The 16,567-nt window shown below is 69.0% G+C and carries 10 protein-coding genes; 7 read left to right on the plus strand and 3 right to left on the minus strand.

The window, feature by feature from the left end; all coding sequences use genetic code 11:
• Window positions 1-22 precede the first annotated feature (22 nt).
• Genes ACFY5B_RS08785 through ACFY5B_RS08800 form a run of 4 tightly spaced genes read left to right on the plus strand, consistent with a single transcriptional unit; the run spans window position 23 to window position 4,695 of the window.
• Entirely contained in the window at window positions 23-856 is an 834-nt protein-coding gene (locus ACFY5B_RS08785; protein ID WP_389966599.1) for an alpha/beta fold hydrolase, read from the plus strand.
• Between the two features lie 19 nt (window positions 857-875).
• A complete protein-coding gene (locus ACFY5B_RS08790) occupies window positions 876-1,781 on the plus strand; it encodes an alpha/beta fold hydrolase (RefSeq protein WP_389966601.1) in 906 nt (301 codons plus the stop codon).
• A complete protein-coding gene (locus ACFY5B_RS08795) occupies window positions 1,778-3,307 on the plus strand; it encodes an FAD-dependent oxidoreductase (RefSeq protein ID WP_389966604.1) in 1,530 nt (509 codons plus the stop codon). Before ACFY5B_RS08790 ends, ACFY5B_RS08795 begins: the two co-directional genes overlap by 4 nt.
• A gap of 59 nt (window positions 3,308-3,366) precedes the next feature.
• Window positions 3,367-4,695 (plus strand): amidohydrolase family protein, encoded by a 1,329-nt coding sequence (locus ACFY5B_RS08800; RefSeq protein ID WP_389966607.1) that lies wholly within the window; start codon window positions 3,367-3,369, stop codon window positions 4,693-4,695.
• 328 nt (window positions 4,696-5,023) lie between these two features.
• Here the strand turns inward: ACFY5B_RS08800 and ACFY5B_RS08805 are convergent, their stop codons facing one another.
• On the minus strand, window positions 5,024-6,766 hold the full coding sequence (locus ACFY5B_RS08805) for a glycoside hydrolase family 6 protein (RefSeq protein ID WP_389966610.1): 1,743 nt from the start codon (window positions 6,764-6,766) through the stop codon (window positions 5,024-5,026).
• Window positions 6,767-8,017: 1,251 nt separating this feature from the next.
• Between ACFY5B_RS08805 and ACFY5B_RS08810 the strand changes: the two genes are divergently transcribed.
• The 3 genes from ACFY5B_RS08810 to ACFY5B_RS08820 all read left to right on the plus strand — a co-directional run bounded on the left by ACFY5B_RS08810 (window position 8,018) and on the right by ACFY5B_RS08820 (window position 13,828).
• A complete protein-coding gene (locus ACFY5B_RS08810; RefSeq protein ID WP_389966613.1) occupies window positions 8,018-10,933 on the plus strand; it encodes a glycoside hydrolase family 48 protein in 2,916 nt (971 codons plus the stop codon).
• Between the two features lie 449 nt (window positions 10,934-11,382).
• The gene (locus ACFY5B_RS08815) at window positions 11,383-12,522 is read left to right on the plus strand and encodes a cellulose binding domain-containing protein (protein WP_389966616.1); all 1,140 of its coding nucleotides are present in this window, start codon (window positions 11,383-11,385) and stop codon (window positions 12,520-12,522) included.
• 283 nt (window positions 12,523-12,805) lie between these two features.
• Window positions 12,806-13,828, plus strand: a complete 1,023-nt coding sequence (locus tag ACFY5B_RS08820) for a LacI family DNA-binding transcriptional regulator (protein WP_389966619.1) — start codon at window positions 12,806-12,808, stop codon at window positions 13,826-13,828.
• Between the two features lie 306 nt (window positions 13,829-14,134).
• On the opposite strand, the gene ACFY5B_RS08825 is transcribed toward ACFY5B_RS08820, so the two are convergent.
• Both ACFY5B_RS08825 and ACFY5B_RS08830 read right to left on the minus strand, forming a co-directional pair.
• A complete protein-coding gene (locus ACFY5B_RS08825) occupies window positions 14,135-15,313 on the minus strand; it encodes a DUF3500 domain-containing protein (protein ID WP_389966622.1) in 1,179 nt (392 codons plus the stop codon).
• Window positions 15,303-16,406 (minus strand): zinc-binding dehydrogenase, encoded by a 1,104-nt coding sequence (locus ACFY5B_RS08830; protein WP_389966625.1) that lies wholly within the window; start codon window positions 16,404-16,406, stop codon window positions 15,303-15,305. The genes ACFY5B_RS08825 and ACFY5B_RS08830 overlap by 11 nt, the downstream gene beginning before the upstream one ends.
• Between the last annotated feature and the right edge of the window lie 161 nt (window positions 16,407-16,567).

A 16,567-nucleotide genomic window follows, 5' to 3' on the forward strand; every position in this document is an offset into this window, starting at 1 on the left:
TATCGGTAACAGTGTATCCAATATGAGCACCTGGTCTGAGCCGCAGCCCGATTCCCGGTTCGTCGCGGTGGACAGTCTGCGGATCCACTACAAACGCGCCGGCCGCGGCCCGGCACTCGTCCTCCTGCACGGCAGCGCTTCGTCGCTCCAGCACTTCGACCGTGCTGCGGACCTGCTGTCGGATTCGTTCGACGTCATCCGCCCCGACCTGCCGGGCTTCGGCCTGACCGGCCCTCGCAAGGACCGCGACTACCGCATCCCGGCCTACGCCGCGACGGTGGCGGGCTTCCTGGAGGCACTGGGCGTGCCGCGCTACGCGGTGGCCGGCAATTCGCTGGGCGGCAACATCGCCTGGAACCTCGCGCTGGATCACCCCGAGCGGCTGACCGGCCTGGTGCTGGTCAATGCCACCGGGTACCCGGAGAAGGAGATGCCGGCAGGCATGCGCCTGACCCGCCACCCTCTGCTGCGCCCGGTGTTGCGGCGGGTGATGCCGCGCGGCGCCATCGAGCGCAGCCTCCGCTCGAACGTCGGCCCGCACTCCACGATCGTGGACGACGCCATGGTGGACCGGGCCTATCAGCTCATGAGCCGACCCGGGAACCGCTCGGCCTTCGTCGACTTCTGCAACACCGACCAGCCCGACCGCAGCGCGCAGATCCCCCGCATCACGGCACCCACGCTCGTACTGCGCAGCGCGGGCGTCGACGGCCAGCACTTCACCCGCGACATCCCCGGCGCCGAGGAACTGGTGCACCCCCACGGCGGTCACCTGCTGCCCGAAGAGGAGCCCCGGTGGGTCTCGGACGCGATCGCGAAGTTCCTCCCTTCCTCCACCGACACCCCCACGCACTGAGGCCAAGGAGGCCCGTTCCATGAAGTACTTCGTCGCACAGGGCGAGGACCGACGGCTCACCGCCGAATCGCGGCAAGCCCTTCGCGGCAGTTTCGTCGCACTCTCGGACGGCGTCACGCACTACGAGCTCGAGGGCCCCGAGGACGGGGAGCTGGTCGTGCTGGCTGGTGGCCTGACCATCCCGCTCTTCTACTGGGACGGCCTCGTCGCCGAGCTCAACGCCCGCGGGCTGCGGACTCTCACCTGCAGCGCGTACGGCCGCGGCTACTCGGACCGGGTGCGGGCGCGATACGACGAAAACCTCTTCGTGCGACAGCTGGCCGAGCTGACCGAACGGCTCGGCCTGACCACGCGCCCACTGCACCTCGTCGGCACCTCCATGGGCGCGCTCGTCGCCATGACCTACGCCGCCCGGTACCGCTCGCTGGTGTCCACCCTGACCATCGTCGGCCCCGCCGGTCTGGCGAAACCGCGGCCGACCTCCCCGCACCGGCTGCTGCGCAGCGATCTGCTGGCCGGTGTCGTCGCCCGGCGGCGCGGCCACCGGATCCTCCAGGAGCACCTCGGGCACAACGTCCGTGACCCCGGGCTCGGCGCGAGACTGACGGAGATGGTCCTCGACGCCTTCCGCTTCGAGGGCTCGCTGTACGCGGTGTTCGACACGCTTCAGCACTTGCCGGTCTCGGGGCGTGACGACCTCTTCCGGCAAACGGGCGCACTGGGCATTCCCACGCTGCTCCTGTGGGGCGACGAGGACAACGTCACGCCACTGACCGACCTCGACGCGGCCCTCGCGCTGCTGAAGCCCCAGCATCATCACGTCATTCCCAGGTGTGGCCACATGGCCCCGTTCGAGCGTCCGCGCCACGTCGCCGATCAGATCGTCCCCTTCGTGGCCGCACGCGCCGAAAGGCTCGACTCATGAGCAACCCGCCGGTCATCGACGTACTGGTCGTCGGTGCGGGCCCTTCGGGCTCAGCGCTGGCGATCGACCTCGTACGCCGGGGACTCGACATACGCATCGTCGACAGATCTCCCCACGCCTTCGACGGCTCCCGCGCCAAGGGCGTCCAGCCTCGCAGCCTCGAAGTCCTCGAAGACCTGGGTGCCCTCGACGAGGTGCTGGCCGGCGGCAGCGTCTACCCCAAGGCCGGGCTCCATGCGGGCCCTCTCGCCGTGCCGTGGAAGATGTTCACCCACAAGGGCGTCACCCCCGCCGTCCCGTACCCGAACACCTGGCTGATCCCTCAGTTCCGCACGGACCGCGCCCTGCATGCCCGGCTCGGCGAGCTCGGCCAGGAGATCGAGTTCGGCAGGGAACTGACCGAGCTGACGCAGGACGAGGACGCGGTGGTCGCCAAGCTGTCGGGCGCGGACGGCGCGCAGGAGATCGTGGCCCGCTACGTCGTGGGCGCCGACGGCGGTTCCAGTGCGGTGCGCAAGCAGATCGGAGTCGGGTTCGTCGGGACGACGGACGAGAGCGACCGGATGCTCATCGTCGACGCCTCGGTGACAGGTCTGGCCCGCAACCGGTGGCACATGTGGCCCGGCCGCGGCGGCAGGTTCATCGGCGCCTGCCCGCTGCCCGACAGCGACATGTTCCAGTGGATGATCCGACTCACACCGGACGAGGAGCCGCCCGCGAAGAGGGACGACATCATCCAGCGGATCCACTCCCACACCCATGACCGGCGCATTCAGCTGCACGACATCCACTGGACGTCGGTGTTCCGGCCCAACATCCGCCTGGCGGAGAACTACGGCCGAGGACGTGTCTTCCTCGTCGGTGACGCCGCGCACGTCCACACTCCGGCCGGCGCCCAGGGTCTGAACACCGGCATACAGGACGGCTACAACCTCGGCTGGAAAATCAGTCAGGTCCTCGCCGGTGCGGACCCGGCACTGCTGGACACCTACGAGGCCGAGCGGCAGCCGATCGCCGCCGGAGTCCTGGGCCTGTCCACGGACAAGTGGGGCGGCATCGCCAAGCTCGACCCGTCGAGCATGAAGCGGGGCAAGGACGAACAGCAGCTCAGCCTGACCTATTACGGCGGCCCCCTCGCCCCCGCCGACGGCATGCGTACCGAGACCCTGCGTGTGGGTGACCGCGCCCCGGACGCCCGACTGCTCAACGCCCAGGGCGCCGAGACCCGACTGTTCGACGTCCTGCGCGGGCCGCATTTCACCGCCATCGCCTACGGGCCCGGTGCCGCCCGGGAGCTCGAAGAGTTCGCCTGGCCGACGGCGGGCGCCCGGCTGAAGCGGCTCGTCGTCGGGCCGTCCGCCGCCGACGGCCTCGCCTTCTCCGACCCCGGGAAGACATTGCGGCGTGCCTACGGACTGACCGGCGACACGCTGCTGCTGATCCGTCCCGACGGCTACATCGGGCACATCGCCACCCTGGACTTCCTCACCACCACACACACCGCCGTACGCGCCATGACGCCGTAGGCAAGGAGCCGCACCATGTGCCAACACGGCCACATCCGCCCCGGCCGGGGAGCCACCGCATGAGCCGCGTCCTGCTGCGCGGAGCGCAGGTCATCACGATGGCCCCGGACCGGCCCGACGCCGAACACCTCGAGGTCCTCGTCGACGGCGACCGCATCGCCGCCCTCGACGAAAACATCGAGGCACCCCACGCCGAAGTCGTCGACTTCTCCGGTCGCATCCTCATGCCCGGCCTGGTCAACGCCCACCTGCACACCTGGCAGACGGCGCTGCGCTCGGTCGGCGCCGACTGGACGCTGATGCAGTACCTCACCCACCTCCACGGTGAGTGCGTCGGGCACTACACCCCGGGCGACATGCACATCAGCAATCTCGCCGGCGCGCTGAACCAGCTCAACTGCGGGACTACCACCCTGGGCGACTTCTGCCACAACGTCCTGTCGCCCGAGCACGCCGACGCCGCGGTCGAGGGCCTGGCCCAAGCCGGGATCCGCGCCGTCTTCCTGCACGGCACCCCCTACCGGTCGCCGGACACCCCCCACCCGCTCGCCGAGATCGACCGGCTGCTCGACGGCCCCGTCCGCGGCCATGCTCTCCTCACCCTGGGCATGGCGCTCCAGGGGCCGCAGTACTCCTCCGTCGAGACCGCGGTGGCAGATTTCCGGGCCGGCGCGGAGCGCGGCCTGGTCGTCTCGATGCACCAGAGCGGCGGAGAACCCTCACCCGGCTGGGAAGCTCTGCGCGTCGCCGGACTGTTCGGTCCCAGGGCGAACATCGTCCATGGATCCGGCCTGCCCGACGACTGGATCAAGACGCTCGTCGAGGCGGGTGTCACCTTCACCACCACCCCGGAGAACGAACTGGGCCAGGGACACGGCACGCCCATCACCGGGTCGCTGCTGCGCTCGGGCGCGGCGCCCTCCCTGGGTACCGATATCGACACCGCCGTACCCGGCCATCTCCTCACCGCCGCCCGCATCGCCCTGGCCCACCAGCGCAGCCTGGACCACGCGCAGCACCGGCAGACGACCGGGACGTATGCCGACAGCCCCTCGGTCACCGCCAAACAGGCACTGGCCTGGGCAACGGTCGAAGGGGCGAAGGCGCTGGGCCTGGCCGACCGGGTGGGCCGGATCGAGGTGGGCATGCAGGCCGACCTGGTCGCCGTCGACGCCCGGGCGTTCAACCTGTGGCCGGCACACGACCCGGTCGCTACGGCTCTGCACGCCGACATCGCCAACATCGAAGCGGTGATGGTCGCCGGAACCTGGCGCAAACGCGATCACGCCCTCCTCACGTCCCGGCTCGACGATGTCAAGGACCGGCTCCGCGAGTCCGGAGAGCGGCTGCTGCGCAGCATCGGTCCCGCAGGCGGCCCCCAGGGCTGACACCTTGCAGCGGCCTCCCGGCAGGTACCGGGGTTTCGTCGCGCAGACTGGACCATCCACCGGTGTTGCTGACCCGGTCGGGCGGAGTCGATGGTCGCGTTCATCCTGCCGTCGATGTAGTCCCGGTTGTTCGCGTGGGCCATGGGTGCGGCGCCACCGTTGTAGTCATGTGCACCGGCGCGGTCACCGACCTGCCGGCCGATGCCACCGGCGGCATGGGGGGCAAGGCGGGTCCAGGCAAGCTCCGCCGCCGGTACAAAGCGCCATCCGCCGGGGCCTGTTCGAGAAGGCGGACCGACCCCGGCGGGACGCTCACCGCGTCAAGGGGTTACGGAAGCGGCGGGTAGGCATTCTGCATCAGCTGCCGGAACTGGGCGGAGAACCAGTGTCCCGCCACGGGCGCGTTCGGCAGGGACCCGCTGGGATTGTTGCCGTTGCGGGGGTTGCCGCCGTAGGTCGGGTCGCACATACGGTCGAAGCCCTTGCCCTCGTCGTTCGGGACGGCGGCGCTGGAGCCGTCCGACTCCCCCGGCGGCTTGACCCACACGTAGGCGTCGATACCGGCGGCCGGAGCCGCGGTGGGCCGTTCGCCGATGCCCGCACCACTCTGGTTGCACCAGTTGCCGGCGTGGATGCGCCGGTCGATGCGGCCGCCGTTGACGTAGTCGTCCACGGAGGTCATCGGTCCCGGGCCGGTGGGCCGGGCGGCGCCGCCCCAGCCGTTGCGGGAGGTGTCGACCAGCATGCCGATGCCGGATGGGAATCCGGCCGCTACGAGCTTGTCCCGCAGCGCCTGGGCGAAGGACTGCTCGTCCGCGTACTGGTTCCAGTCCAACCACTTCGACTGACGCACGGTCTGCCCGTTGACCGTGTCGGTGATCTTCAGGTACGGCTCCTTGGTGGGGCTGTAGTTGGCGGTGTTGACGATGAACCCGGCCACGTCGTTCACGCTCGCGCCGTTGGTGGTGGCGACCTTGTGGAACTGCTGCACGGCGGGGCCGAGGTTGCTGTCCCAGCCGAGCCAGCCGTGGTGCGCGGCGTCGATGTAGTTGTAGACGTTCGGGATGGCACCGAGCTTGTCGAGGGCGTAGGAGACGCCCTTCTCGTAGTTGCCGTTGGCCTTCATGGTCACGCAGGCGTCGGTCGTGGTGGGGGTGCCGCCGGCGTTGGTGACCAGGTTGGGCAGCGAGTCGGGTTCGATGATGGTGGCGATCCTCAGGGACGCGTACTTCGAGTCGGAGAGAATCGAGGCGATGGGATCGACGTACTGGGTCTTGTACTTGTCGATCTCGTCGGGCTTGAGTTCACCGTTGGAAGCGAGGGCGGCGCAGTCACGGCCCGGGAGGTCGTAGACGACCACCTGGATGACGAGCTCGCCGGAGCCCTTCTGCTTCAGGGCCTCGTCGAGGTGGGCGCGCAGCCCCATTCCGCCGTTCACGCCGTTGATCGCGGCGATTCGATCGAGCCAGACGGCCGTGGGCTGGTTGGAGATGCGGCTGCCGCCCGGCTCGGCCGCGGCCTTGGCCGACCACTCGGGGTTCACGTAAGCCCTGGCTCCGACGTAGGGGTTGGCGACCCGACTGCCGTTGCCACCGCCGTCCCCGCCGTTGTCGCCCCCGCCGTTGTCGCCTCCGCCGCCCGAGCCGCTCCCGTCATCGACGTTGCAGGCCACGCCGTCGAGGGTGAACGTGGCCGGGACGGCGTTGGTGCCGTTGTAGGTGCCCTGGAAGCCGAAGCTGACCGAACCCCCCGTGGCGAGCGTGCCGTTGTAGCTCTCGTTGGTGGCGGTGACAGCGCTCCCGCTCTGACCGATCTTCGCGTTCCAGCCTCTGGTGATCCTCTGGTTACCGGGGTACGACCACTTCACCGACCAATTCGACTTGGCAGCAGCGTTGTTGGTGATGGTGACGGCGGCGGTGAAGCCGCTGTCCCACTGGTTCTGCACCTTGTAGTCCACCGTGCAGGGGACGGAGGCGGTGGCGGCACCTGCCGGCGCCGTGAGAAGCGCGGCCCCTGAGCCTCCGGTGAGCAGCGCGAGGGCGGCGAGCAGTGAGGTCCTGGTGCGACTCATGAGTGTGGGTTCCTTCTCCTTCGAGATCCTTCTACCGATTACGGCCGCGCCGGCGCTCGCGCGGTCCGATGCCGTACGGGGTGGGCTTACCGTCGTGGTGCGAGAGCGAGGACGGGCAGCAGGAGCAGTGCCCGGCATCCCGCTCCAGCCCAGGTGGGACGGAGCGGGATCGCCGAACCACTGCGTGACCTGGTCGGTGCCCCTGCGCGCGGAGGCGCTCGCACCGATCTCCCCTGTGACCAGAGGAACTTGCGCGGCGGCAGGAGCGAGCATGGACGTCCGCCGGCTCTCGTCCGTGCAGGTGTCGGGGCAGGTAATGAAGTTGTGGGCACCTTGCGGGCGATCGGATTGCTCTCAGGACCGGTGGCCTCGTGCGACAGCCACTGACCGAGATCAGCGGAGCATGGCGGTCCACCCGCAAGGATCACGTTCTGCGCTCTTCGACAGCTGCCCGGACCGGCAGCGCGGACTGCGCGCCCGGAATCGGCTGCCGGCAGGTGGAGTGCGCGTCGGAGCAGCCTGCCGAAATGCCGGTGTACCTGCCGCGGGTACGGTGCTGATCGATGATCCGGGTCATGGCCTGCGGCTCGATGGGAGCCACCGGCCTGTTGTCGGCCGCGGCGAGTCTTCGCTCATGTGATCCGGTCTTGCGTCGGACAGGCGGAGTCGGCGCTCCTCGCTGCCGGTCGGCTCGAACCGGACGGTCGTGGCAATCACCTTCATGCCGGACCGGGACCAGGCGGCGTTCCGGTCTCAGGTGAGCTTCCGGCCTTCGAGGAAGACCGAACGGCGATGTCTGACTGCTCGGCGCGGCAGACTCGTCGGCACTTCTCGGTGATCCGTGGAAGCCGTTGGCCCGCTGGTCGTCGACGGTGTGCTCCCTCGGCCCAGGACGCGTTGCCTCCTGGGCCAAGACCATCGGGACGACCATGGTGGCGACGAGCGCGTCGGCGCCTGCAGCGGCTGAGAGTAACGAGGGTGGGGGGTGTCGCATGAGCGACTCCTTGCAGTTGAGCGCGCCGTGACCGACGCGTCGCCTGATTGGAAGCGCTCCCACTGGTGCGAAGGACGGTAGCGCCGAGTGGCGCGGTTGCCCAGGGGGTTGTCGAAACTTCGTTGAACTAAACCGTTCCGAGCCTTCGAGTCTTCAAGCGTCTTGACCGCTGTCACCCACGTCCCCATTATGGGAGCGCTCCCACTGGCCAAGACTTGTCCTTCCCCGAGCCGCAAGCCGCTAGGAGGAACCAGTTCATGGATCCCGGACGCAAACGCAGCGCCGTTCGGCGGGTGTGGACCGCCGTGGCGACCGCTTTAGCCCTGCCCCTGTCGTTACTGGCCACGGGTTCGACTCCCGCCCAGGCGGCCCCGGTTCAGTGCAGTGTCGACTACAAGACGAACGACTGGGGCTCCGGCTTCACGGCGGACCTGACGATCACCAACCGCGGTACGGACGTCATCGACGGCTGGACCCTGACATACAGCTACGCGGGCAACCAGAAACTGAGCAACGGCTGGAACGGCACCTGGTCCCAGTCGGGCCAGTCCGTCACCGTGAAGGACGCGGGCTACAACGGGCGGATCACCGCCGGAGCCGCGGTCAGCACCGGTGCGCAGTTCAGCTACAGCGGCTCCAATGCCGCCCCCACGAACTTCGCGATCAACGGCACCAGTTGTACCGGCGCCCACCAGCCCCCCATCACCGTACTGACCAGCCCGGCGGCCGGCGCGGTCTACTCGCAGGGCGACGCCGTCCCGCTCGCTGCCACCGCCGCCGCCGCGGACAGCGCCACCATCAGCAAGGTCGAGTTCTACGACGACACCACACTGCTGGGCACGGACACGACGGCGCCGTACTCGCTCTCGGTCTCCAGCTTGACCGTGGGCAGTCATTCGCTCGTCGCGAAGGCCTACGACAGCCTGGGCGCGTCGGCATCGTCCACGCCGGTCGGCATCAGGGTCGCCTCAGGGCCCACGGTGGTCGCCACGCCCACGCAACTGGGCATCCAGCAGGGCAAGTCGGGCACGTACGAGGTGAAGTTGTCCAAGCAGCCGAGCGCGAACGTGACGGTGGCGACCGCCCGTGCGAGCGGCAACTCAGGCCTGTCGGTGACGGGTGGCGCCTCGCTCACCTTCACGCCGCAGAACTGGAACACGGCCCAGAAGGTGACCATCACCGCCGACAGCTCCGGCACCGGATCGGCCGTCTTCGAGTCGACGGCCGCGGGCCACGCCAAGGCCTCGGTCACCGTCACGCAGCTGGCGGCGTCGAAGGTGTACGACGCCCGCTTCCTGGAGCTGTACGGGAAGATCACCAACCCGGCGAACGGCTACTTCTCCCCCGAGGGCATTCCCTACCACTCGGTGGAGACGCTGATCGTCGAGGCGCCTGACCACGGCCACGAGACCACGTCGGAGGCGTACAGCTACCTGCTGTGGCTGCAGGCCATGTACGGCAAGGTGACGGGTGACTGGTCGAAGTTCAACGGCGCGTGGGAGCTCATGGAGAAGTACATGATCCCCACCAAGGCCGACCAGCCGACCAACTCCTTCTACAACCCCTCCAAGCCGGCCACCTACGCCCCCGAGCTGGACACGCCGAACGAGTACCCGGCCAAGCTCGACCCGTCCGTCGCGGCCGGTTCCGACCCGATCGCGGGCGAGTTGAAGAGCGCCTACGGCACGGACGACGTCTACGGCATGCACTGGCTGCAGGACGTGGACAACGTCTACGGCTTCGGTAACTCGCCCGGCAAGTGCGAGGCCGGTCCGTCGGACACCGGCCCGTCGTACATCAACACCTTCCAGCGCGGGCCGCAGGAGTCGGTGTGGGAGACCGTCCCGCAGCCCACATGCGACGCCTTCAAGTACGGCGGCAAGAACGGCTACCTGGACCTGTTCACCGGTGACGCCTCCTACGCCAAGCAGTGGAAGTTCACCAACGCGCCGGACGCCGACGCCCGGGCCGTGCAGGCCGCCTACTGGGCGGACCTGTGGGCCAAGGAGCAGGGCAAGGGCTCCGCCGTCTCCGCGACGGTGGGCAAGGCCGCCAAGATGGGCGACTACCTGCGCTACTCCATGTACGACAAGTACTTCAAGAAGGTCGGCAACTGCGTCGGGCCCTCCACCTGCCCGGCGGGCACCGGCAAGGACGCCTCGATGTACCTGATGTCCTGGTACTACGCCTGGGGCGGCGCCACCGACACCAGCGCCGGCTGGGCCTGGCGCATCGGCTCCAGCCACGCCCACGGCGGCTACCAGAACCCCCTGGCGGCCTACGCGCTCGCCAACTACGCGCCACTGAAGCCGAAGTCGGCTACGGGCGCGGCGGACTGGGCCAAGTCCATGGACCGGCAGCTGGAGTTCTACCGCTGGCTGCAGTCGAACGAGGGCGCCATCGCGGGCGGTGCGACCAACAGCTGGGCGGGCCGGTACGCGACCCCGCCCTCGGGCAAGTCCACGTTCTACGGCATGTACTACGACGAGAAGCCCGTGTACCACGACCCGCCGTCCAACCAGTGGTTCGGCTTCCAGGCGTGGTCCATGGAGCGGGTCGCCGAGCTGTACCAGCAGACCGGGAACGCGAAGGCCAAGACGGTCCTGGACAAGTGGGTCGACTGGGCGCTGTCCAAGACCACCTTCAACCCCGACGGCACCTTCCGCATCCCGTCGACGCTGCAGTGGTCGGGCCAGCCCGACACCTGGAACGCCTCCAGCCCCGGCGCCAACAACGGCCTGCGCGTCACCGTCGCCGACTACACCAACGACGTCGGTGTGGCGGCCGCCTACGCCAAGACCCTGACGTACTACGCGGACCGCTCCGGTGACACCGAGGCCGCCACGGCGGCGAAGAAACTGCTGGACGGCATGTGGGCCAACCACCAGGACGCGCTCGGCATCGCCGTTCCGGAAAACCGGGCCGACTACAACCGCTTCGACGACCCGGTGCACATCCCGAGCGGCTGGACGGGCACGATGCCGAACGGCGACGCGATCAACTCGTCATCCACCTTCGACTCGATCCGCTCCTTCTACGAAGACGACCCCGCCTGGTCGAAGATCGAGAGCTATCTCGCGGGCGGCGCGGTGCCGTCATTCACCTACCACCGGTTCTGGGCCCAGGCGGACATCGCCCTGGCCATGGGCTCGTACGCGGAACTCCTCGAGTAGACCCCCCGCTGAGGCTCCGCGTACGCGACCCCGTCACCAGGAGACGGGGTCACCCGCCGGGCGGCCCCCACCTACACGGGGGCCGCCCGGTGACCACCCATTTCTCCCGCCGCTCGCTGAGCTGTCGACCGTGAGCGCGGTGAGGCACCCAGGAGCATCGCCGGCCTGCCGGCCGCGACTCCGCACCGGCAGGCAGCATCGGAGGGGGCGGCATGGATGAGACCCGGCCAGAACGACGCGTCACGGCGCAGGGCCGAGCACCGGGTGCATCGATTCGCCCTTCGCCTTGATGACCTGCGGTAACGGGAGTCGCTTGAAGGGTCTGCGAAACAACGTCTTGTCAGGTCCATGATCCTCTCCTACAGTCCCCGGAGAATGAATTGGGAGCGCTCCCATTTCATGAGCGCTCGCCTCTCTCCCCCCACACACATCCATTGCGGAGGAGCCGCATGCAACCACTACGTGACCAAGCCCTCCGGGTGCGCGCCCTGTTCGGTGCGCTTTTCACCTCACTCGCCGCGCTGGCAGCGCTGCTCACCGGCGCTTCGACATCACACGCCGACACAACGATCTGCGAGCAGTTCGGCTCCACGACCATCCAGGGCCGTTACGTCGTGCAGAACAACCGCTGGGGGATCAGCCAGCCCCAGTGCATCACCGTCACGGACTCGGGCTTCAGAGTTACCCAGGCCGACGGCTCGGTCCCTACGAACGGCGCTCCGAAGTCCTACCCGTCCGTGTACAACGGCTGCCATTACACCAACTGCTCCCCCGGCACGAACCTCCCGGCCCGGCTGAGCTCCATCGCCGACGCGCCCACGAGCATCTCCTACAGCTACGTGGGCGGCGACGCCGCGTACAACGCCTCGTACGACATCTGGCTGGACCCGACACCCCGCACCGACGGCGTGAACCGCACCGAGATCATGATCTGGTTCAACAAGGTGGGCCCGATCCAGCCCATAGGCTCTCAGGTCGGCACGGCGAGCGTGGGCGGACGCACCTGGCAGGTGTGGTCGGGCAGCAACGGCTCCAACGACGTGCTGTCCTTCGTCGCGCCGTCGGCGATCGACAGCTGGAGCTTCAACGCGATGGACTTCGTCCGGCAGGCCGTCTCCCGCGGACTCGCGCGGAACGACTGGTACCTGACGAGCGTTCAGGCAGGCTTCGAGCCGTGGCGGAACGGTGCTGGACTGGCGGTGAACTCCTTCTCCTCAACCGTCAACCTCGGGGGCGGCACCCCTGGCGGCCCCGGCACTCCCAGCGAACCCTCGGCATGCAAGGTGGCCTACAGCACCAACGTGTGGCAGGGCGGCTACACCGCCGATGTCACCTTGACCAACACCGGCTCCTCGCCGGTCAACGGCTGGAGCCTCGCGTTCACGCTGCCCGCAGGGCAGGCGATCACCGGCGCGTGGAACGCCGGGATCTCTCCGTCGTCGGGAGCGGTCAAGGCCGGCAACCTGGCGCACAACGCGTCCCTCGCACCCGGCGGTCAGGTCTCCTTCGGTTTCCAGGCCTCCTACAGCGGCGGTTTCGCCAAGCCGTCCGCCTTCAGCCTGAACGGCACCGCCTGCGCCACCGCATGACGTATTCAGGATGATTCACCCGACCCGAGGCGCCGGTCGGCCGCCCCGCCGCCGAGCACACACCGGACCCGGGTCGCATCCGCCCACCCGGACCCGCCCGCCGGACTGCTGCCGGAGGGGCGGGTCCTCCTTTCGCCTGAACGCGACGGCGTGCAGAGCGCAATCGCTCATGAATGAGGCGAACCAGACGTCTTTCGACCCACAGAGCCCAGGTCACGCCTCGAAGCCGTGTGCCCCGTTCCTTCGCCCCGTAAGATCGGATGATCTCGTGGGGGAGGTGGTCATGGGCAGGCGACGCCCCGGTGCGCCGACGCTGGAAGAGGTGGCCGCTCGCGCCGGGGTGGGGCGGGGCACAGTCTCCCGTGTCATCAACAACGCGGCCGGCGTGAAGGAGTCGACGCGCGAAGCCGTGCAGCGAGCCATCCAGGAACTGGGGTACGTGCCCAATCTCGCGGCCCGCTCCCTGGCCGGACGGCGCACTGACGCCGTCGCTCTCGTTCTGACGGAGCCCGACTGGAGAGTGTTCGCCGAGCCGTTCTTCTCGGAGATCGTCCGCTCGCTCGGGGACGCGCTGACGGACACCGGGATGCAGCTGATGCTGACCCTGGTCCGCTCGGACACCGAGCGCACGCGTTTCCTGGAGTACGCCCGCGGCGGCCGGGTCGACGGAGTCCTGCTGTTGTCCGTGCACGCCGGAGACCGGCTGCCGGACATGCTGGCCGAGGCCCGGTTGCCGACCGTGATGCTGGGGCGCCGCTCGGGCGACGAATACGTCAGCTACGTGGACGCCGACAACGTGGGCGGTGCCCGCAGCGCCGTCTCCCATCTGCTGGCACGGGGCCGCAGAGCGATCGCCACCATCGCGGGGCCGTTGGACATGTACGTCGCCCAGTGCCGGCTGCGGGGCTATCAGGATGCTCTGGCGCTGGCCGGCTTGACGTACGAGGAGTCCTTGGTCGTCGAGGGCGACTTCACGGAGGAGAGCGGGCGCCGCGCCATGGCGGAACTGCTCGAGCGGCACCCGGAGATCGACGGCGTACTCGCCGCGTCGGACACCACGGCGGTGGGCGCCCTGCATGCACTGCGTGCGGCAGGGCGGCGGGTACCGCAGGACGTCGCAGTGATCGGTTTCGACGACTTTCCGCTGGCTCAGCGCACCGAGCCACGCCTGACCACGGTGCGTCAGCCGCTGGAGGAGATGGGGCGGGCCATGATCCGGCTGCTGCTGGAGGACATGGAAGAGCCGTCGGTGGCCTACCGCCACGTCATCCTCCGTACGGAGCTGCAGGTCCGTGAGTCGGCGTGAAGAGCGTCAGCGCCCGACTGGCGACCCGGATCGAAGACAGCCGCCAAGGATGTTGGGAGCGCTCCCGATCGCTGGGTCGTGCGCGGACGGTCTTCACGGCCCACCCGCTCCCCAGTTCCCGGAAGGCGAGTTCCATGAGGTTGCTGCGGTTCCCGGGAGGCTTTCGGTAACGGTACTGATGGAAGGGTGCTTGACGCGGCCCGGCTCCCGACCGACACCCCGGACCGGTTGCTGAGCCCTGTCCGGTCTCCGGGCCGCGTTGGACGGTACGACAGCAACGGACCTACGACGCCCGCCGTACGCGCCTCACTCGTGTGCGATGTGTGCCCGGTGCTCGGCCAGCACGTCCAGTCCGAAGTCGGAGGTCAGGTCACGCCACACCGAGTGGGCGTGGTTCGCGTGGCGTTGGGTGTTGTCGTACTCGATCAGGATGCGGACGTCCTGCACCCGGTAGTAGTGCGGCTCCCCGGCGTCCGTACTGCCTGCCCAGCCGAAGTGGACCAGGTCGAGGACGGTGTCGGAGGCGTAGTGGGTGTCGTAGGCGTCGGCGAGGAACTCGGGTGCCCGTCCGGTGTAGAGCGCGACAAGTCGGCGCAGCAGATGTCGCTGCTCTTCGTGCAGGTCGCGGCCGCTGATGCCGTTGGGGGGAAGCGTGATGGCCACGCGCGCATGGTCGCGGTCGGTGTATCCGCTGCCCTCCTCCGCCCAGCGGTCGATGTCGTCGACGAGGCGGTCCAGGGCGGGATCCGCGAAGCGCCCCCGCCACAGGTCCTGCATGTGCATCATCGTGTCGCCGTGTCGGACGTGGGGCCGGTTGCCGGACACGATGTCGGACACGGCAGAGGGGTGGAGCAGAGCACGCCGGAACTGGTCCGCGTCGAGGCTGCGAGCCAGTCTGCGCGCGGTGTCCTCGGGGCCCTGGAGGGGGCGCAGACTGCCTCCGAGCAGCTCGGTCGTGGCGGGGTCGGCGCCGATGAAGCAGGGGGTTGTGGAGACGAGCCGGCCGGCGACGACGAGGTTGTTCAGAGAGATGTGATGGCCGCCGAGTCGCCATGCCCAGATGTGATCGCCGGGGCTGCCGAAAGTCCTGAGCCAGTACAGGCCGGGGTCGCGTCCGCGCTGCCGGCCCCAGTGGACGGTCCATCCTTCCAGTTGGTCCAGTACGTTCTCCAGGCCCATCACGGTGGTGACCGTGGCGTAGCCCGCGGTGGACAGTCCGGTGGCCACCAGTTGCATGGCCAGGCTCTGTTGGCGGGGGCTCTGGTCCCGGATGGCGAGCCCGCCGTGTTCCGTGGGCGTGTAGAACCAGCGCAGCCGCTCGGCCTCCGCAGCCGGGTTGAGCGGGGAGTCGTAGGCGGCGAGCGGGAGTTGGTCCTCGCTCAGACTGCCCAGCCAGGCGGCGGCGGCCTCGGCCATGGCGGTCGCCGCCTTCTCCCGCCCGGCTGCCGGGACGTGGGGCGCAGGGGCTGCTCCGTCACCGGGCACGAGTCGACTCCGGGTCCTCGGAGATGTCCAGCATGACCTTGATGGCGTTGCCCCGGCGCTCTGCGTAGGTGTCGTAGGCCTCTGAGACGTCGGTCAACGCGAAGTGGTGGGTGACCAGTTCCGCGGTGCGGAGCCGACCGCGGGCCGCGAGGGCCACGGCGCGGGCCAGCGAGCCGGCACCCTCCCCACGGACCGTCTGGATCGAGATGCCGTTCATCACGGCGTGGTTCAGGTCGGCTTGCACGGGCTGCTCGAAGAACCCGACGAGGACGACCTTCCCGGACCGCTTGGCCATGCGCAGGGCGTCGTCCACCGCACTCGGGGCGCCCGAGCATTCCAGCACGATGTCGGCGCCGGTCCCGTCGGTCGCCTCGCGGACCGCGACGACGGCGTCATGTGCCCGGGAGTTGACGACCAGGTCCGCGCCGAAGGACTTGCCGATGGCCAGCCTCGCTTCCCTGGTGCCGACCAGGGCGACGGTCCTCGCGCCGAGTTCACGCGCGACCTGCGTCGCGAGGAGGCCTATCGGGCCGGGGCCCAGCACTGCGACGGTGGATCCCGCGAGAAGGGTGCCGAGCACGTCGAAAGCGTGCATCACCGTACCCACGGTGCTGAGGACGACCGCCGCGTCGTAGTCGACGCTGTCCGGCAGCCGGTGGAGGGTCGACACATGATTGAGCGCGTACTGAGCGAATCCGCCGTTGACGGTCATCCCCTGCGCTCGATGCCCGGTCTGCCGTAGGCCGTAGTTCAGGCAGTCCGTGTAGGCGCCGGCCAGGCAGTTGGGGCAGCGCATGCAGCCGCGGTGAGCCTCCGTCACGACCCTGTCGCCGACGCGGAGTTCGTGCACGTCGCTGCCCACCGCGGTCACGACGCCGGCGTATTCGTGGCCTGGCACGAACTCCCCCGCCGCGGGGCCGCCGTCCTTGAAGAAGTGCCGGCTCCGGATCTTCAGGTCCGTTCCGCACAGGGACGCCCTGCGGACCTGCACCAGGACATCTTCGGGCCCCACCTGCGGCACGGGCAGTTCCGTGACGGCAAGGGCGCCGGGTTCACCCAGCACTGCGGCCTGCATGGTTTTCGGCAAGGACATAGGGGCCTCCAGTCACGGCCATGGGCATGCGTCGGGAATCGGCGAATGGAAACGGTCCTTTCCCCGCACCATCGTGCAGGTCGGCACCACTGATTTCCCATCCCCGGCGCATAGGCATCCCTTATACGTCTTGCGAGGAAATCCTATTGGAGAATCACCGC

The sequence above is a fragment of the Streptomyces sp. NPDC013187 genome (assembly GCF_042899705.1).
Taxonomy (GTDB): Bacteria; Actinomycetota; Actinomycetes; order Streptomycetales; family Streptomycetaceae; genus Streptomyces; species Streptomyces hawaiiensis_A.

Coding starts and splice junctions, on each gene's coding strand:
- ACFY5B_RS08785 (WP_389966599.1), top strand. CDS start 23: ATGAGCACCTGGTCTGAGCCGCAGCCCGATTCCCGGTTCGTCGCGGTG.
- ACFY5B_RS08790 (WP_389966601.1), top strand. CDS start 876: ATGAAGTACTTCGTCGCACAGGGCGAGGACCGACGGCTCACCGCCGAA.
- ACFY5B_RS08795 (WP_389966604.1), top strand. CDS start 1,778: ATGAGCAACCCGCCGGTCATCGACGTACTGGTCGTCGGTGCGGGCCCT.
- ACFY5B_RS08800 (WP_389966607.1), top strand. CDS start 3,367: ATGAGCCGCGTCCTGCTGCGCGGAGCGCAGGTCATCACGATGGCCCCG.
- ACFY5B_RS08805 (WP_389966610.1), bottom strand. CDS start 6,766: ATGAGTCGCACCAGGACCTCACTGCTCGCCGCCCTCGCGCTGCTCACC.
- ACFY5B_RS08810 (WP_389966613.1), top strand. CDS start 8,018: ATGGATCCCGGACGCAAACGCAGCGCCGTTCGGCGGGTGTGGACCGCC.
- ACFY5B_RS08815 (WP_389966616.1), top strand. CDS start 11,383: ATGCAACCACTACGTGACCAAGCCCTCCGGGTGCGCGCCCTGTTCGGT.
- ACFY5B_RS08820 (WP_389966619.1), top strand. CDS start 12,806: ATGGGCAGGCGACGCCCCGGTGCGCCGACGCTGGAAGAGGTGGCCGCT.
- ACFY5B_RS08830 (WP_389966625.1), bottom strand. CDS start 16,406: ATGTCCTTGCCGAAAACCATGCAGGCCGCAGTGCTGGGTGAACCCGGC.